16 protein-coding genes are annotated in these 16,831 nt (G+C 53.3%); 3 read left to right on the top strand and 13 right to left on the bottom strand.

Annotated features, from left to right (window positions below; genetic code table 11):
- Positions 1 to 375 precede the first annotated feature (375 nt).
- Entirely contained in the window at positions 376 to 1,422 is a 1,047-nt protein-coding gene (locus D7S44_RS15110) for an NAD(P)H-dependent amine dehydrogenase family protein (RefSeq protein ID WP_147402112.1), read from the bottom strand.
- Between the two features lie 149 nt (positions 1,423 to 1,571).
- Between D7S44_RS15110 and D7S44_RS15115 the strand changes: the two genes are divergently transcribed.
- Positions 1,572 to 2,054 carry an AraC family ligand binding domain-containing protein gene (locus tag D7S44_RS15115; RefSeq protein ID WP_240629466.1) on the top strand — a complete coding sequence of 161 codons (483 nt, stop codon included), beginning with the start codon at positions 1,572 to 1,574 and terminating at the stop codon, positions 2,052 to 2,054.
- 193 nt (positions 2,055 to 2,247) lie between these two features.
- On the opposite strand, the gene D7S44_RS15120 is transcribed toward D7S44_RS15115, so the two are convergent.
- The 4 genes from D7S44_RS15120 to D7S44_RS15135 are packed head-to-tail and all read right to left on the bottom strand — an operon-like array spanning position 2,248 to position 6,349.
- Positions 2,248 to 3,573 (bottom strand): MFS transporter, encoded by a 1,326-nt coding sequence (locus D7S44_RS15120; protein ID WP_120456219.1) that lies wholly within the window; start codon positions 3,571 to 3,573, stop codon positions 2,248 to 2,250.
- Positions 3,574 to 3,619: 46 nt separating this feature from the next.
- Positions 3,620 to 4,471, bottom strand: a complete 852-nt coding sequence (locus D7S44_RS15125) for an NAD(P)-dependent oxidoreductase (RefSeq protein WP_120456221.1) — start codon at positions 4,469 to 4,471, stop codon at positions 3,620 to 3,622.
- A gap of 10 nt (positions 4,472 to 4,481) precedes the next feature.
- Positions 4,482 to 5,483: a transketolase family protein gene (locus D7S44_RS15130; protein WP_120456223.1), complete on the bottom strand. Its 1,002-nt coding sequence runs from the start codon at positions 5,481 to 5,483 to the stop codon at positions 4,482 to 4,484.
- Positions 5,480 to 6,349, bottom strand: a complete 870-nt coding sequence (locus tag D7S44_RS15135; protein ID WP_120456225.1) for a transketolase — start codon at positions 6,347 to 6,349, stop codon at positions 5,480 to 5,482. Before D7S44_RS15135 ends, D7S44_RS15130 begins: the two co-directional genes overlap by 4 nt.
- Before the next feature lie 234 nt (positions 6,350 to 6,583).
- Between D7S44_RS15135 and D7S44_RS15140 the strand changes: the two genes are divergently transcribed.
- Positions 6,584 to 7,477, top strand: a complete 894-nt coding sequence (locus D7S44_RS15140; protein WP_120456227.1) for a LysR substrate-binding domain-containing protein — start codon at positions 6,584 to 6,586, stop codon at positions 7,475 to 7,477.
- A gap of 198 nt (positions 7,478 to 7,675) precedes the next feature.
- On the opposite strand, the gene D7S44_RS15145 is transcribed toward D7S44_RS15140, so the two are convergent.
- Positions 7,676 to 8,374, bottom strand: a complete 699-nt coding sequence (locus D7S44_RS15145) for an N-acetylmannosamine-6-phosphate 2-epimerase (RefSeq protein WP_120456229.1) — start codon at positions 8,372 to 8,374, stop codon at positions 7,676 to 7,678.
- Entirely contained in the window at positions 8,371 to 9,933 is a 1,563-nt protein-coding gene (locus tag D7S44_RS15150; protein WP_120456231.1) for a maltose/glucose-specific PTS transporter subunit IIC, read from the bottom strand. Before D7S44_RS15150 ends, D7S44_RS15145 begins: the two co-directional genes overlap by 4 nt.
- Before the next feature lie 171 nt (positions 9,934 to 10,104).
- Here D7S44_RS15150 and D7S44_RS15155 point away from each other — a divergent pair, with 171 nt between their 5' ends.
- Positions 10,105 to 10,932 (top strand): MurR/RpiR family transcriptional regulator, encoded by an 828-nt coding sequence (locus D7S44_RS15155; protein WP_120456233.1) that lies wholly within the window; start codon positions 10,105 to 10,107, stop codon positions 10,930 to 10,932.
- A gap of 274 nt (positions 10,933 to 11,206) precedes the next feature.
- Here the strand turns inward: D7S44_RS15155 and D7S44_RS15160 are convergent, their stop codons facing one another.
- The 6 genes from D7S44_RS15160 to D7S44_RS15185 are packed head-to-tail and all read right to left on the bottom strand — an operon-like array spanning position 11,207 to position 16,826.
- Positions 11,207 to 12,175, bottom strand: coding sequence for a nucleoside hydrolase (locus D7S44_RS15160; protein ID WP_120456235.1), 969 nt, complete (start codon positions 12,173 to 12,175; stop codon positions 11,207 to 11,209).
- A 9-nt stretch (positions 12,176 to 12,184) separates the two neighbouring features.
- Positions 12,185 to 13,168: a substrate-binding domain-containing protein gene (locus D7S44_RS15165; RefSeq protein WP_120456237.1), complete on the bottom strand. Its 984-nt coding sequence runs from the start codon at positions 13,166 to 13,168 to the stop codon at positions 12,185 to 12,187.
- Positions 13,169 to 13,226: 58 nt separating this feature from the next.
- On the bottom strand, positions 13,227 to 14,198 hold the full coding sequence (rbsK, locus tag D7S44_RS15170; protein ID WP_120456239.1) for a ribokinase: 972 nt from the start codon (positions 14,196 to 14,198) through the stop codon (positions 13,227 to 13,229).
- The gene (gene alsK, locus D7S44_RS15175) at positions 14,195 to 15,088 is read right to left on the bottom strand and encodes an allose kinase (RefSeq protein ID WP_120456241.1); all 894 of its coding nucleotides are present in this window, start codon (positions 15,086 to 15,088) and stop codon (positions 14,195 to 14,197) included. Before alsK ends, rbsK begins: the two co-directional genes overlap by 4 nt.
- Positions 15,085 to 15,777 (bottom strand): D-allulose 6-phosphate 3-epimerase, encoded by a 693-nt coding sequence (gene alsE / locus D7S44_RS15180; RefSeq protein ID WP_120456243.1) that lies wholly within the window; start codon positions 15,775 to 15,777, stop codon positions 15,085 to 15,087. Before alsE ends, alsK begins: the two co-directional genes overlap by 4 nt.
- Positions 15,777 to 16,826 (bottom strand): ABC transporter permease, encoded by a 1,050-nt coding sequence (locus D7S44_RS15185; protein WP_120456245.1) that lies wholly within the window; start codon positions 16,824 to 16,826, stop codon positions 15,777 to 15,779. Before D7S44_RS15185 ends, alsE begins: the two co-directional genes overlap by 1 nt.
- Between the last annotated feature and the right edge of the window lie 5 nt (positions 16,827 to 16,831).

Raw genomic sequence — 16,831 nt, forward strand, 5'->3', positions numbered from 1 at the left:
TGAAGTGTATAACATCACTTCATCGTTAAAATGTCCATCAGGACGTAATGCTATTCATTATAATGCGCAAGCTTTAGGATTATTCCTTAAATAAATCTTTTATTAATGGCTCTGATTTTTGCTGTTTTTATGTTCATTAACAAAGAGATGATATTAGAGTAAAGATCCTGATATATAAAAGTAGTCACGTAAGTCATTATGATAAATAGCGTAAAGCGGCAAAGCGTAAGCCGGGTCCGGGAGTCAGATAAAGATATTTCCAGTAAAAATAAATAGTAAATTAAAAAATAAAAAAGAGGTAATAAGCGCCGGGCAGTGTAATAACCTTTTATTTCTTTGATGTTGTGACGCGACTCGCAACGGTCGCTATAGCATTCAGGTTAGCGAGGGTCGAAGTGGACCCAACTGCGAGATTAGCCTTATCCCGGGCGCAGCAGCGATAACATCTGGAATACGGTTCACCATGCAGGCTGCCGAGGTGTGTACGCCATCGGCGCGGTCGATGCGGATTTTGGATGGTGGTCTGCCATCAACCGCCCACGTCATGTTTTCAGACTCACCTTGTGCGAGCAGACGCAGTTCAATGTGCGCGCTTGCTGAAGGCCCTTCAACCGTTTCGACAGAAGCGATGATGCGAAGACCGAGCGTGGTACCGGGCGCCAGATACCTGTTGAGGGTACGGCACCACACGGGTTGATCGGAGAGCACGGGCTCGCGTACTTCGGTCACGTTTTTAATGGTAAAGCCAAGCGCATGCATCACGTGCGCCGGTATGCTTTTATACAACTCTCCCAGCTGGCCGGGTACGTTGGTTACTTTTTCCTGGAACTCAGCCTGCGTCATATCAACCCCATAGGCGCGCATCATGCGTTCATTCGCCAGCTCTGCGTTTGTCAGGCTGCGATGCGTGAGCGAGCGGAGTTCGGTACAGGGCCCGGCAATCAGCAGTCCCGCCCAGATGCGAGAAAAATCCCAAATGCCCGTCCCGGTAAAAGTCACCCCGTTGCTTTTGGCCAGCGCATCGATTTTTTCGGCTAAGTCGGGATCGGCACCTTGCGGAAAATAGGACTCTGAACCGTGGCAAATAACATTGATACCGGCTCCCAGCAGACGTTGATAAGCTGCAAAGTTCAGGCTCAGTCTCTCTGTTTGCACAACAAGCGCGATGTCTGCATCCATGGCAGCGTAGTCGGCAGTTTCACAGTCCTGTACGACAACGCCCAAATCTTCATTCAGTCCAGCGAGCCGCCCGAGATCCACGCCGATCTTAGGGCCTGCGCGATTCACCGCCGCAACCACTTGCCAGCCTTTTTTGACGAGAAGGCGCACAGCCTCCATACCGTAATATCCGACCCCGTAAATGATCACTCTGGGACGGAGAGGCGTTCGGTCTTTTGCCGTGGTGTCGTGGACGACGCTCATAAGTTGCCTTTAGAAGATCAGCCGGGATGTGAAGTCTAGCATTCGTTGTGCGAACCTTCAGCGCCTTATCGCGCCTGAAGATGTCGTCAATGATTTTCTCTTCCAGCGCTTGTAGCCAGGCCGTGCGCATCCCAGCCCTAAAACAATAAATGACTTTTGCAGGCCTGGACGTCGCGAACGAATGCTGTCCGGTTCATACAGAGAAGGGCTCTAAACCAATAGGTGAAAAAACGGTCAGCAAGTGGTTTGAGGAAGTATTAATAATTATTCACAATTACTGCATAAGGTCAGATAAGCTGTCATTACAGTCTGCAGAGTGGTTTAGCCGGAATGGGATAGAGTGCTCCCGTATTCAAGCCAGGAACTCTGGCTTTCCAAAACATCTCCATGATGAACAGGTTATTAGTGCGAATCTGACGGGTAGTGAGGAGATATGGTTATCAGGGAAAAACACATATGTTAAAAGCGGCCAGGTTACCTTATATAACCCTGGTACTATTCAGGCGTCGCGCTTTGACAACCAGCCCGTAGAGTTTATCAGCGTACATATGCCTCAGTCAGTCATGAAAATGCTTGCCGATGAAGAGAATGTACGGAGCGACCGTGAAGCACCGATCCGCGTGAAGGCATAATTAATCATGCACGTCTGTTTGATGCTCTGTACCCTTTTGCATCAACGGTATTGGAAGGAATTGCGCAGGGGACTTATTGTCAATTAATGAAACACGACCTGTTCTCTTGTTTTATGGCTACGAATTAATTCCCCCCCGCCCCTGAACGCCAGAGGCGGGAGTGCTCCGCTAAGATAAGCAGGTTAGTCACTGGCTATCCATTTGTTGGGCTTGCTGCGCTGGCAACTATTTTATTCTCCTTTCTCATTTTGGCTGGCGCCGTCTCAGGGGTGCGTAAAGCGCACCAGGTAGAAAGCACGCCCAGAAGCGAGAATATGATTGCCGGTCCGATCCAGCCCACCATGCTGTAGACGCCGGTAGCAATAAACGGCAGTAACCCCGCCACGACAGAGGCCACATTATAGCCCAGTGAAATACCTGACGAGCGTATATGGGCCGGGAACTGTTCGGAAAACCAGCTTGATTCCACGGCAAAAATCGGGTCATGGCTCAGCAAGAGTGATAGTGCGATCGCAGTAATTATCAGCACGACAGCACCAGTATTTATCAACATAAACATTGGGATACCAAAGGCTATAGTGAATAGCGCGCCAGTCAGAAATACCCGACGGCGGCCTATTTTATCACTTAGCGCGCCGTAAAAGAGATGACTGCCCAGACCCAGCGCAGAACCAATGAGCGTTCCCCACAACACATGACGGGTATCGGTAATCTCTGCCAGAACGACATAAGAAAGCATGAAGCTCGTCGTAATGTAATAACCGCCGGTTTCAGCCAGCCGCAGCCCCACGATATTCATAATGGTGCGCCAGTCACGACGGATGACTTCAAGTGCCGGTTGCTTAACGATGCGCTTCTCCGCTTTCGCTTTTTCAAATTCTGGTGATTCCGCTACGCTCATGCGAATGAAGATGCCGATAGCCACCATAATGAAGGAAATCAGGAACGGCACGCGCCATACCCAGTTACCCTCAAACAGAGCGCCAGAAAGAAGAAAAGCGCCGTTAGCCAGCAGCAGGCCAAGGGGAATACCAAGCTGCGGCACGGCACCATAAAAACCCCGTTTCCTCTCCGGTGCATGTTCAAACGCCATCAGCACTGCACCTCCCCATTCAGCACCAAAACCGATGCCCTGTATCATGCGAAGCAGGATCAGCAAAATGGGGGCCAGTATGCCGGCCTGTTCATAAGTCGGCAGGGCGCCTATCAAAACGGTTGCCAGTCCCATGGCCAGCAATGACCAGAACAGCACAGCTTTACGGCCATAGCGATCGCCAAAATGACCAGCGAGATAACCGCCCACTGGCCGCATCAGAAAGCCCACTGCGAGAGTCGCAAAGGCCGCCATGATACCGACAACAGGCTCCTCGGTATGGAAGAAGATTTTCCCAAACCATGCCGCGGCTGCCGTACCGTAAATAAAGAAATCGTAGCTTTCAACCGCCGAGCCTGTCATGGAGGCGATGGACACTTTCACCGGGTTATTTTTATGATTAGCAGGTACAGAGTGAGTTTTCATTATTGACCCCGTTTCGATAGTTTCGCCGGTAGAACCGGGTAAACACTTATGGCCGGTACCAGGTTTCAATTACCCGGCTGTCGTCACGTTGCCCCAGGCCAGCCTGTGCTGCAGCCAGATAGCGGGCATGAGCCACTTTTAAAAGTGGAACGTCTGCGTGGCATGCCGTAGCTGCGTCTGCCACCAGACCGCTGTCTTTGACAAAGATATTAATGGCGCTGGAAACCTCCACATCTGTGCTCTGTAACATGCGTGGGCCACGGTCCGACAACATCCAGGAGCCCGCCGCGCCACCCTCAACAAGCGGCAAAACCTGTGCAGGATCTAATCCCAGCGACTGAGCAAGGTTCAGTGCTTCGGCTGCGGCCACAATGTGTACGGCGCAGAGATGCTGGTTAATCACCTTAATTCCCTGGCCGTCGCCCGGCCGGTTTCCCACCACTTTCATCGTGCCCATGGCGGTCAGAACCGGGGCGACATGGTTGAGGGAATCCTCTTCACCCGCCGCAAAAATCACCAGCTCCCCGGTGCTGGCCCGCGCGGTCCCGCCGGTAACAGGCGCATCAACCACGCTGGCGCCTGCACGCTGCAGCTGTTCTGCAGCAGTAGTGATTGCGTCGGGGCCGACCGTCGACATGATTACCCAGCACTGACCGGTTACTTTCGGCAGTGACTCCTCAACCAGCGCCGCAAGCTGCTGAGGCGTGGCAACCATGACCACGACAACATCAGCTTTGTCTGTCAGGGCGTATCGTTCTACGGCATCAATACCCTGCGTTCGCGCGCGCTGCCGGGACGCTTCGGCGACATCCACACCCTGCACCTCATGCCCGGCTGCCTTGATCTGTAATGCCATTGGCAGGCCGATAGCGCCTACGCCGACGAATACCACTTTCATTTTGCTCTCCTTATACAAGCCAGCCTTTAACCGCGCCGATCAGGGATGAAGTGGAGATGCCATAGCGATCGTGCAGCGTAGGCAGCGCTCCTGCGGCCAGGAATGCGTCCGGCAGCCCGATATGACGGAACGCGGGCATGATCTGCGCGCGCATTAATGCCGTCGCTACCGCTTCGCCAAGCCCGCCGACTACGCTGTGGTTTTCAATAACCACCACCAGACGTCCGCTGTGGCGGCACTGCTCGATAATCGTGGCCGTATCGAGAGGCTTGATGGTCGGCACATGCAGCACGGCGACATCAACCTTGTCATGCGCCAGCGCTTTTGCGGTTTCCAGCGCCCGCATCGTCATGATGCCGCTGGAGATGAGCAATACGTCACGCCCGTCCTGCAGCAGTTTGGCTTTACCCAGTTCAAACTGATAATCGTACTCATCAAGTACCAGTGGAACCTTCCCGCGCAGCAGACGCATATATACCGGGCCGTTGTGATCGGCCGCAGCGGCGACAGCCTGTTCGGTATCCAGGGCATCGCAGGGATCAATGATTGTCAGGTTAGGGATGCCGCGCATTAAGGCGATATCTTCGGTTGCCTGATGGCTGGGGCCATAACCGGTGGTAAGACCCGGCAGCGCAGCGCAAATTTTCACGTTGAGGTTCTCTTCCGCGATCACCTGATGAATGAAGTCGTAAGCACGGCGGGTGGCGAATACGGCATATGTGGTAGCGAACGGAATCATTCCCTCTTTCGCCATGCCGCCGGCTGCGCCCATCAGCAGCTGTTCCGCCATCCCCATCTGGAAATGGCGCTCAGGAAAGGCCTGGGCAAAGATGTGCAGGTCAGTATATTTGGAGAGATCGGCAGTAAGGCCAACAATATTTGGCCGGGTCTGCGCCGCTTTGACGAGCGCATGACCGAAAGGTGCCGACACGGTTTTCTGACCCTCTGCCGCAATAGAAGCAATCATGGCCGAGGTGGTTAAACGGGGTTTCTTTTCAACGACGCTGCTCATGCGCGTTCCTCCTCTGCCTTATCGAGAATGGCTATGGCTTTTTGCCACTCATCAGCATCAACACGAATAAAATGGTTTTTCTCACGCGTTTCCAGAAATGGAACGCCTTTACCCATCAGCGTATCCAGTAGAATGACGCGCGGTTTGGGCTCTTTTAGCTGACGCGCGCGGTCAAATGCCGCTTTGACCGCGGCAATGTCGTTGCCGTCAACGCGCTGCACATCCCAGCCAAAGGCCAGCCACTTGTCGGTCAGAGGCTCGAAACCCATTATTTTTTGTGAGGGACCGTCGGCCTGCTGCTGATTAATATCCACCAGCGCGATCAGGTTATCGAGCTGATGGTGAGCGGCCGACATTGCGGCTTCCCATGTCGCACCTTCATCGAGTTCACCGTCAGACATTGAGTTGTAGACAAAGGCTGAATTGCCTTTATGGCGTAGCGCCAGCGCCATGCCTACGGCAATGGAAAGCCCCTGGCCCAGAGAGCCACCGGACATCTCCATACCGGGTGTATAGGTTGCCATTCCTGACATCGGCAGACGGCTGTCATCCGAGCCGTAGGTTTCCAGCTCTTCTTCAGGGATCACACCGGCTTCAATCAGCGCAGCGTAAAGTGCAATCGCATAGTGACCATGGGAGAGCAAAAAGCGGTCTCGACCTTCCCATTCTGGATTGTCAGGATCAAAGCGCATGGCGTGACACCAGGCCACCGCCAGCATGTCGGCAAGACCCAACGCCTGGCCAATGTAGCCCTGACCCTGCACTTCACCCATTCTTAGGGCGAAGCGGCGTATATGCCAGGCATGCTGTGTAAGTCTGTTAAGTGATTCAGCCGATACGATGCCAGGATCTGCAATCGTGCTCATTTGCTGCTCCTTTTAAAGGTGAATATAAAAAGCGAGGACGCATCGACAGATGACATCTGGACAGCGTGCTAACTTATTCACGTATGAAGTCATCTTTCATCAGTGTTAACGGCTCGCTCTAAAGAGATGACTCATTGTGATCCCCCGCCTGTCGCGGTATGCGATGAGGTTATGCTGTTCGGGTGAGGGCTGACAAAAGCAATAAATACAACAACAGGTGAAAAGGATTCATGAATGACACTCTTGCGAAAAGCGCCTCTTAACCTGTTACGGGCTTTTGAAGCGGCAGGCCGTACAGGCGCTTTTGCACTGGCTGCCGCTGAGCTGGAACTGTCGCCCAGTGCGATTAGTCATGCCATTCGCAAACTGGAAAGTTTGCTTGAAGTCCGGCTTTTTCAGCGCAGCACGCGGGAAATCACGCTGACGAAAGAAGGGGCGATACTGCTTGAGCACATACAGCGCGGGTTTAACGAAATGCAGCAGGGGCTTTCATTAGTGTCGGCCGATGAATCCAGACCGCTGCGCCTTCATACCGCACCGAGTTTTGCTCATCAATGGCTGTTACCACGTCTCGGCAGTTTCATCCGCGAGAACCCTCATATCGATCTGCGACTTTCAGCCAGCACGGAATACGCGCGTTTTGAACAGGATGACTTTGACCTGGATATCGTCTACGGCGAGCCTCGCCCGTCACCTTATGAGAAAATCCCCCTTGCGGTTGAAGAACTGACGCCGTTATGTTCCCCGCTGCTGGCTGAAAGGCTGCGAAAACCGGAGGATCTCTACGCGCTCACCTTGATTCAGTGCGATGTGCAGTTGTACCAGTGGAAAGGGTGGTTTCAGGCGAATGACATGACGCCGCCTCGCCATTACGGGCTTCGCTTTGACCGTAGCTTTATGGCCATTGCCGCTGCGGTTGACGGGTTAGGGGTTGTTCTGGAGTCAAAATTGCTGGCAGAACGCGAAATAGCAAGCGGCAGGCTGGTGTGCCCGCTGGTGAGCAGCACAAGTGAAATTCATTACATTGGTCACTACCTGGTTTTTCCGCGTTATCAGCACATGCATTTTGCGCTGGAGGTGTTCAAAACATGGCTGCTCAGTGAACTTAATCTGGCTCAACTCCGATGATCATGCTCACATTTTCAGTTGACCTGATAAGGGGGAATTACGTGGATAAGAAGCGATTTTTGTGAGGACTCTCACCTGTTATCGCTGAGGTTGCCGTTCCGGTGAAGGCTGGTTATAGCGCCTTCTGGAGTTGCAAGTGCTGCTTCTTAACCGGAAGGTTAAAGCAGGCTCCAGAAGAAAAGGAGCCTGCTGGTGGCATCACGTTGGCGAGGACATCGCTTTAACGAAGCGGCGCGTAATCTGTTGCGGACGTGTTATTGCTCCGCCAACCACAACCGCATGCGCGCCCAGCTTCAGACAATCCGCCGCCATCTCTGGCGTCGCAACATTACCCTCTGCGATGACAGGAACCTTAACGGCCTCGATAACCTCCTGAAGAAATGCATAGCCCTTGTCCGCCAGGCTCTGTCCCTCTGTCTCCCGGGTATAACCATGCAGCGTAGTGCCTATACAATCAAAGCCCAGCGATGCCGCATGGCGGGCTTCTGCGACAGTCGCGATATCGGCCATCAATAACAAATCTGGATAACGTTCGCGTATGGCAGCGACCAGTTCGGATAACTGCAGCTCACCCGGACGCCGACGCATGGTTGCATCCATGGCGATCATCGGTGGGTTCGCCGCCATCAGCTCATCGACTTCTTGAAGAGTGGCGGTAATAAATACCTCACTTCCGCTGTAATCCCGCTTGAGGATAGCAATCACTGGCAAGTCAACCGCCACCTGAATTTGCTGAACGTCAGGCAGGCTGTTTGCTCTGATAGCCGCTGCGCCTCCCTCAGCTGCTGCCACGGCCATGCGCGACATAATCCAGGGACTGTGCAGCGGTTCATTTTCCAGCGCCTGGCAGGAAACGATCAGCTGACCCTTAATTTTAACCAACATGTCTGCTTTCATAGCGCAAGTAACTCCTCAACTTCATTTTTAATAATGGTGACGTGAGGACCATAAATTACCTGCACGCCATTTCCGTGCTGAACGACAGCGCGTGCACCTGTCTCTTTCAGAGCAACTTCATTCATTTTCGTGACGTCAACCAGCGTGATGCGCAGACGGGTGGCGCAACAATCCAGCTCCGCGATATTCTCTTTGCCCCCCAATGCCGTGATGACCTTTTGAGGACGTTCTCCTGTCTGCATCTGCGCGCTTTCTGTTTCTGCTGTCGCATCTTCGCGCCCCGGCGTTTTGAAATTGAATCGCGTAATCACAATACGGAAAGTGAAGTAGTAAAGGAGAAACCAGGGAACGCCGACCAACGGCACGTACAGCCAATGCGTTTTGTCCTCGCCCTGCAGTACGCCGAACAGAATGAAATCGATCAGGCCGCCAGAAAATGTCTGACCAATCGTGATATGGAGGATATGCGCGATCATGAACGCCAGACCGTCAAACACAGCATGGATCACATACAAAACCGGCGCGATAAACAGGAAAGAAAACTCAATAGGCTCAGTGATACCTGTCAGGAACGACGTCAGTGCAGCTGACAGCAGCAGCCCGGCCACCCGCTTGCGGTTATCCGGTCTGGCGGTGTGGTACATGGCAAGGCAGGCGCCGATCAGGCCGAACATCATGGTGATAAAACGCCCGGACATAAAGCGCGAAGTGCCGATATAGAATTCATGCGTAGCAGGATCGGCAAGCTGTGCAAAGAAGATGCGTTGCGTGCCTTCAATTAATTGACCGTTAACCATTTCGCTGCCGCCGAGCGCGGTAGTCCAGAATGGCAGATAGAAAATATGATGCAGGCCAAACGGGCCAAGCATACGCAGTACAAAGCCGTAGATGAAGGTGCCGAGGTAGCCGGTAGCATCGACCAGATTCCCCAGTCCGAAAATCAGCTTTTGAAAATGCGGCCAGACCACCGTCATTGCTGCGCCAACCAGAATTGCGACCAGTGAACTGATGATAGGCACGAATCGCGATCCGCCAAAGAAACCCAGGAACTGTGGCAGCTCAATCTTGTTATAACGGTTATGCAGCCACGACGTGATTAGGCCAATAACCACACCACCGAACACGCCCGTTTCCAGTGTCTGAATACCGAGCGCCATACCCTGGCCCACAGCGCCGATATTTGTCGTCGCCAGCACACCTGTCAGCGAGAGCAGGGCATTAATGGTGGCGTTCATTACCAGGTAGGCCAGCAGCGAAGCCAGACCCGCTGTGCCTTTATCGCTTTTCGCCAGACCGACACCAACACCAACAGCAAACAGGACCGCGAGATTAGCAAAGACCACCGAGCCCGCGCTCGCCATGATGGTAAAGATCCCCTGCAACCAGGCCACGTCCAGGAATGGATAAGCCTTAATTGTATTGGGATTAGAGAGTGCGCCACCCATGCCGAGCAGTAATCCTGCGGCGGGTAACACCGCGATCGGCAGCATAAACGATTTTCCAAAGCGCTGCGCTTTTTCAAACCAGCCGCCTGATAAAGCACCACTGAAGATCGACATAAATTTCCCCGATGTATTGTTGTGATGAAAATTATTATCATAAATACATTTATTAGGTGAAAATTATCATCATTATTGTGATAGCGATTACTTATAATGGAATCTTCTGGCTTAAACGAGGGGCTTTACGCACACTATGCGCAATGCATATCGGGTATAGGGACAGGTCCAATGACGGAAAACGAGAATATCTTGCTGCACCTGCGACAAGGCCTGCCGGGCTTTAGCCCGACGCTGCAAAAGCTCGGGAATTTTATTCTCACTGAGCCGCAAAGGGTGCTGTATCTGACCATTACAGAGCTGGCTAAGGAGAGCGAAACCAGTGAGGCGAGCGTTACCCGTTTGTGTCGTCATCTGAGATGTAAAGGCTATACAGAATTCAAAATGGCGCTGGCGCTCGATATTCAGCAGAGCCATCCGGACACGCCTGATGGCGGCGACAACATTGATATTTTGGTAGAAGAATCGGTACAGGCGCTGAGAGACACCGGAAAGTTCATTAACCGCGAGGTGCTTCGTCAGGCAGGCCTCGCTTTGCATCAGGCTTCTTCGATTCAAATCTACGGCGTCGCGGCCAGCGCGATTACCGGGGATTACCTGCACTACAGACTGCTCCGGTTGGGTAAATCCGCGCTGCTGTTTAATGATATGCATCGGGCCGCAATGAATGCATCTACTGTGAAGGAAGGCGACCTGGTGATAGCCATCTCCAGCTCTGGCTCAACGAAGGATCTGATGTATGCGGTAAAACTTGCCAGCAAGCAAAAGGCTCGCGTACTGATGTTGAGTAATACGCTGAGTAGCCCGTTAGGGAAACTTGCCGATATGCTGCTGGTTGCTGCAAGGCCGGAAGGGCCGCTAAATGCCGGATCATTGAGCGCCAAAGTAGGGACCATGCTGCTGGTTGAGGTGCTTATACGGGAGCTTATGACGCACGACAGTCGGTATTCTACATTGAGCCAGCAGACCGCCAGCGCGACACTGCCGATGCTGATTTGATACAGAGAACCGACCGGCATCCGCCATCCCACCGAATGAGACAGGCCGGGAGAATATGGTTAAAACACGATATTTCTCATCAAACAGAGCGCCTGTCTTCGCTGTGTGCCGCGGCTGCGTACGGGCAAAGTAAAAGGGGGTTTCGAAGGACATGAAAAGCAATTGCTACAGGGGTTAACCTTTTATGAGCAATGTGATTACTGGCTTTATAATGGCCCTTCGATTCCTTCTCAAATAATCATTTCAAATTCACTGAGTCAGTCATGGCACTGGATTAATGTGTAATGGTGCGCACAATGTCATTAACGAGCCTTTGCCCATCAATGTTTGTGCAAACCCGAACATTAGCAGGCTTATTCCGTAATGGAACGGTCTGGCCAACCGTTAAATGACCGGTTGTTTCAATTCCGATCGCCATCTCTTCGAAGACGCCAGCCGACGCATCCGCTGCAACGACTACTGCCAACGGATCGTACAGGACGCATCCTTCTGACCAGTCAAACATTGGGGCGTCGAAATAACTGGTGCAAACCTGTTTAAACAAAGTGTTGAGCGGTTTATCCTCAGTAAGGCTGGCAAGATGTTCATGCGTCAGGACTAAACCGGTCGCAGCATTGGTCACATCAAGGCTTACCATAGAAAGTGGGATACCGGAGCGAAAGACGATATCTGCCGCCTGCGGATCAAACCAAATGTTGCATTCTGCCACGGGGGTAATGTTGCCACGCCCCCATGTCGCATCCATACCCAGCGCGCCGGCCATCATTACAACTTCTTTAATCAATGGCGCAATTTCCGGCGCTTTGATTAAAGCCAGCGCCAGATTACTTTGCGCGCCGATACAGACCAGCGAGATCTCCCCTGGATACTTGCGCACCATGTCAATAATCAGCTCGCTGGCATGTTGACCGCAATGCGACGCTTCCGCCTCAGGCAGAGTAATACTTCCTTCGCGTCCGCGTGGGCCTTGATACGCTTTTTGCAACAATTCAGGCAAGGTACCGCTCAGGGGAAGCGCCTGGCCCACGGCAACCGGTATATCGGTCCGTTGCGCCACCTGTAATATACGCGTGGCGCAACGTGCGCCTAGCAGCGGTGGGCAATTGCCAAATACGGTGGTAATTGCCACCAGCTCCAGTCGCGGATCCTGAAGGGCCAGCATAATAGCGATAGGGTCATCAGCGTCAGTACCGGGAATGCCAATCGCCGGATCGGTATCAATAATGATTTTACGTGCGCTCACATCGCCTCCTTACAGGCCCATTTTTATCAACTTTTTCATGTTGTTTTTATCCAGGCTCTCCAGGCTGTCGCCAAAAAGCGTATGGCTGGCGCTATCAACACGTAGCTTGCCCATCCCTTCAATTTGAGTACCTTGCTGGATGGGTTGGTTCTCCGCCACCCTTTTTCCGATACGTACAAACAACTCACCAGCTGTCATGGGGTTCCAGATATAGCCGCCTTTGATATTGTCGCTGCGCACCAGCGACGCGGCCTGGCTTGGGCTATAAGCCCCTACCACACAGACTTTGTCTTTGGCTCGACGGTTTGCCACAGCACGCCCCGCACCGACCGGGCCAGGCGATCCAAACGCCATCATGCCTTTGAAATCAGGATACTTATTCATCATCTCGTTGGTCACACGCATGGATTCATCCACCGACTCGCCTGTACCAAAGAGATCCCCCACTTGTTGCATGTTGGGATAGTGCTGTTTTTGATAATCAATCGCCGACTGTGCCCATACACGATGCAACGGGATGGTAAGGCTACCGACAATGATGGCGTATTGCCCCTGCTCATGCATGCACTGCGCCATAAGCTGCATGTGTCGTTCGCCAAAGGTTTTGGCATCGACGAGTTCAAAATCCCAGTCGGCATATTTTTGCGACGGGGACTCATGCGTGATCACTTTAATGCCTGCCTGCTGGGCTTTCTTCAGCACGGGTTCGAGCGCCGCCGGGTCGACAGGCACGACACCGATGATATCGACCTTTTGAGCGATAAGATCTTCAATAGCCTTGACCTGTTGCGCCGGATCCTGTGCGGTCGGCCCGACCTGCCAGGCATTGATTCCCTCTTTTGCCGCCTCTTTTTTAATCCCTTCTTCCATGGAATTAAACCAGGCGTTGCCGCCTACTTTGACAACTACCCCCATTTTAAGAGGTTCAGCTGCCAGTGCATGGCCGCATAGCGTCAGAGAGATCAGGGCAGCAGCAATTCTCTTCATTTTTATCTCCGGTTTTTATTTATATAGGGTAGGGTGAGGGCGGATACGCGCACCGTTACAGCTGTTACGTCGCTTCGGCGCTAACCTGTTCAACGAAGGTAACCGTCAGTTCCGGATATTGCTGCATGCGTGCTATCGCATCGGAATAGAGCGGCATCGCATTGGCCGCGCCTGCCCGTTCAACACAGACCGAGGCGTAGGCGGATGCAAAGAGTGCCGCTTGTTCCAGCGGCTCCCCGGCGGCAAGCCTTGCCGCCAGCGCGCCATTAAAGGAGTCGCCCGCGCCGGTGCTGTCGACCGGCTGCGCCGGATAAACAGGAATGTGAGCAAGATATTTTTCGGTCGATAACAGCGCGCCCTGCATTCCCAGAGTAATGATCAACTGACGGACACCCGTTGCGTGCAGCGCTTCCGCTGCACGCTGTGCGCTGGCGTAATCCTTCACCGCAATGCCGGTAAGCTGAGAGGCCTCCGTGCTGTTTGGCGTCAAGAGATCGATGTTTTTCAAAAACGCCGCGCTCACTTTTTGCCAGGGCGCAGGATTGACGATTACATAGGTTCCTGCCTGACGCGCGTTTCTCACCATGCGCTGGATGGCGCTAAGGTTATTTTCCAGCTGCACCAGCAGAATATCCGCGGCGGCCACGGTTGGCTGACAGCGGTTAACTTCGGCGGTGGTTACGGTGAGGTTAGCGCCGGGATAGACTGAAATCATATTTTCTGCATCGTCGCCGGCCACATAGATCATCGCATTGCCGGTGGGCTTCTCTTTGCAGGTAAACAGAGTGATAGCGTCGAAGCCGGTTTTCTCCAGATGACGTCGCGCAAACTGCCCGAAATCATCATTGCCCACCTTACCAATATAATGAACGCGGGCGCCGGCACGCAGCGCGGCCGTGGCCTGATTTGAACCCTTACCGCCGGGGCCCATCATACTGCTATGGGCCACTAAAGATTCACCGGGCAGCGGAAAGCGCGACATTTTGGTGACAATATCCAGGTTAAACGAGCCAAAAACACACACTTTTCCTTTCATAAGCTCCTCCCGAACCGGCGCGCGGCGGCCAGACAGGCGCCGCGGCCCCCGGTCTGGTCGGTGGCGTGGCTGATGATAATTTTCAACTCGCTTCGCGTAACCGGTGGACGCAGATAGCGCTCAATCTGGTTTTGCAGCCACGCCAGTGGGAAATCGTTCATTGCCAGCACGCCACCGCCCAGAATCAAATACTGCGGGTCCAGTATGTTCATCTCGCTGGCGATAATTTTTGCCAGCCGGGTAACAAACTGCTGTAACTCGGAATGATTGCCATACAGCGTAAATAATTGCGACATATCGGTATGGGGAACGTTGCGCTGCGCCCACTGACTCAACCAGTGGCCAGAGGTCAATGTTTCAGCGCAGCCCTGGTTGCCGCACGGGCAAGGCAGATCGTTATCTGCCCATGGAATATGGCCAATTTCTCCTGCGCCGCCGTGTTCACCATGATAAAACTGGCCATTAACCCACAGGCTGTTGCCCATTCCTGTACCCAGATAGAGTCCGACCGCGTTATCCGGCATCTGCTCAAGCTGGAGCAGATCCCACAGCATGAGGTGATTCACATCCTTATCCATCGCAACCGGAACGCCTGTCATCTCGCTAAGGCGGGCTGCGACATGAATGTTATTCAGCGCCTGGATAAAAGGGAGTGAGATCACCTGCTGTCGATTTCGGCTGAGAATGCCGGGTAGTCCCAGCATCACGCCAGAAACTTTTTGCTCAACCAGTACCGCTTTTATCAGGCCCGCCAGCGCACCTAACGCATCGGGCATCGTCGCCCAGCTTGCGGTAGGAACTTTTTGAAATCCTCCCCACTCATCACCTCGAAGCGTCAGCAAGCGGGTGCTGGTACCGCCAATATCTATCCCCAGCCAGGTTTCACTCATGCTGACTCCTGTAACGTACCTTTCGCCTGTTCGAGGTGATTCACCATCATGTCCCAGCCTGTCTCCAGGTTTTCATGGAGGTTAAACAGTCCGGACGTCCCGACAATCAGCACTTCCGCGCCCGCGCCCAGTAACAGGTTGTAAGTGCGTTGGTTGCAGGAGCCATCAATTTCAATCAGGTAGCGATAGTCGTGACGGTTTTTTAGATCGCGTAGCTCTTCAATCTTTTTGAGCATCTCCACAATAAAGGGCTGGCCGGCATAGCCTGGATCAACCGTCATCACCGTGATCTTGTCCAGCAGGTGGATGTAACTCTGGATAAAGGACACCGGCGTGGCGGGATTTAATACCACGCCCACCTTTTTACCCAGCGAGCGAATCTGGTTAATCACGCGAAAAGCATCACGGTTAATCGTTTCCGCGTGAGGGCAGATATAATCGGCGCCCGCTTTGGCAATGACCTCGATAAAATCGGTAGGCTCTTCCACCATCAGATGCACATCCAGCGCTACCTGGGTAAAAGGCCGTATTTGCTCAATAAAGAACGGCGAAAGCGTAAGATTTTTAACGTAGTGGCCATCCATGATATCGATATGCAGAAAGTCAGCGCGTGCGTCGAGTACGGCCAGCTGCTGCTTGATTTCCATCAGGTTCATGCACATCAGAGAGGGAGATATAAGAGTACGCATCAGACTTCCTTCTTTTTAGTCAGGCCGGCCTGGCGCGCAAGTAAGGCACTGCGACGCACTGCACGGGAATGGAAAAATCGGGTTTTAAAGAATTTCAGGCCCAGCACCACAATCAGCAGCGCCCCCCACATCGCCAGACTAAAATGCTGGCTGATGTTCAGGAGGTTGAAGCCGGTAGAGAGGATTTGCAGGGTAATTAACGACAGCACGACGCCCGTGACGCGGCCAAATCCGCCGTTGGGATCGGTACCGCCCAGAATAATCGCCAGTACGGTAATCAGCAGATATGAATCGCCATAGCCAACACGGGCAGAATTGAAGCGCGCCATCATGACCAGACCCGCCAAAACACAGAGCAGGCTGGAAATGACATACACCAGAATCATCAGGCGGTGAGTGTTCACGCCACTGAACCAGGTCGCATTAATATTGCTGCCGCCCATATAGATATATTTACCGGCCCGGGTTTTACCCAGGAACAGCGCCATCGCGCCGGCGGTAAAAAAGAACAGCCACATCGGCAAAGGAATGCCAAGGAAGATATCTGCACCCAGCGCGCGCACCACGTCCGGCATGCCGCTGACGGCCGCACCGCGCGTCAGCCAGATACCGATGCCGTTGACCGTCATCATGGTCGCCAGCGTCACCAGAATGGGATGGGCGCCAACCCGGCTTACCATCAGACCCGTGATCACGCCAATCAGGGTGGCAATCAAGGCGGCGCCCGTCAGTGCGATAAACAGCCACAGCAACTGCATGCCGGTTCCGGCATCGGCAGGCATCCACCGCAGCAGCACCCAGGCGATAAAAAGTGCCGTCAGGTTCGCAGTGGCGATGATGCACAGATTCAGGCCGCCGCTCAGGATGGCGATAAACATGGCCAGGGTCAGCAGCCCCAGTTCAGGTAACTGAAATGCCATACTCATAAAAGTGGAGCCGGTCAGAAAGCGACCCGGTAACAGCAGGCTAAAGGCGGCTATCCCCAGCGCAATCAGCAGCAACAGGCCAGGATGCGCCTTTTCGCTGGTCAACAAATGGTTCAGTTTCATGGCAC

The organism is Pantoea piersonii, from assembly GCF_003612015.1.
Taxonomy (GTDB): Bacteria; Pseudomonadota; Gammaproteobacteria; order Enterobacterales; family Enterobacteriaceae; genus Pantoea; species Pantoea piersonii.

Excerpts from the sequence above, each read along its gene's own strand:
- D7S44_RS15125 (WP_120456221.1), bottom strand. The coding sequence starts at position 4,471 with ATGAAAGTGGTATTCGTCGGCGTAGGCGCTATCGGCCTGCCAATGGCA.
- D7S44_RS15155 (WP_120456233.1), top strand. The coding sequence starts at position 10,105 with ATGACGGAAAACGAGAATATCTTGCTGCACCTGCGACAAGGCCTGCCG.
- D7S44_RS15150 (WP_120456231.1), bottom strand. The coding sequence starts at position 9,933 with ATGTCGATCTTCAGTGGTGCTTTATCAGGCGGCTGGTTTGAAAAAGCG.
- D7S44_RS15140 (WP_120456227.1), top strand. The coding sequence starts at position 6,584 with ATGACACTCTTGCGAAAAGCGCCTCTTAACCTGTTACGGGCTTTTGAA.
- alsK (WP_120456241.1), bottom strand. The coding sequence starts at position 15,088 with ATGAGTGAAACCTGGCTGGGGATAGATATTGGCGGTACCAGCACCCGC.
- rbsK (WP_120456239.1), bottom strand. The coding sequence starts at position 14,198 with ATGAAAGGAAAAGTGTGTGTTTTTGGCTCGTTTAACCTGGATATTGTC.
- D7S44_RS15120 (WP_120456219.1), bottom strand. The coding sequence starts at position 3,573 with ATGAAAACTCACTCTGTACCTGCTAATCATAAAAATAACCCGGTGAAA.
- D7S44_RS15135 (WP_120456225.1), bottom strand. The coding sequence starts at position 6,349 with ATGAGCACGATTGCAGATCCTGGCATCGTATCGGCTGAATCACTTAAC.
- D7S44_RS15185 (WP_120456245.1), bottom strand. The coding sequence starts at position 16,826 with ATGAAACTGAACCATTTGTTGACCAGCGAAAAGGCGCATCCTGGCCTG.
- D7S44_RS15130 (WP_120456223.1), bottom strand. The coding sequence starts at position 5,483 with ATGAGCAGCGTCGTTGAAAAGAAACCCCGTTTAACCACCTCGGCCATG.
- D7S44_RS15110 (WP_147402112.1), bottom strand. The coding sequence starts at position 1,422 with ATGAGCGTCGTCCACGACACCACGGCAAAAGACCGAACGCCTCTCCGT.
- D7S44_RS15115 (WP_240629466.1), top strand. The coding sequence starts at position 1,572 with ATGACTTTTGCAGGCCTGGACGTCGCGAACGAATGCTGTCCGGTTCAT.
- alsE (WP_120456243.1), bottom strand. The coding sequence starts at position 15,777 with ATGCGTACTCTTATATCTCCCTCTCTGATGTGCATGAACCTGATGGAA.
- D7S44_RS15145 (WP_120456229.1), bottom strand. The coding sequence starts at position 8,374 with ATGAAAGCAGACATGTTGGTTAAAATTAAGGGTCAGCTGATCGTTTCC.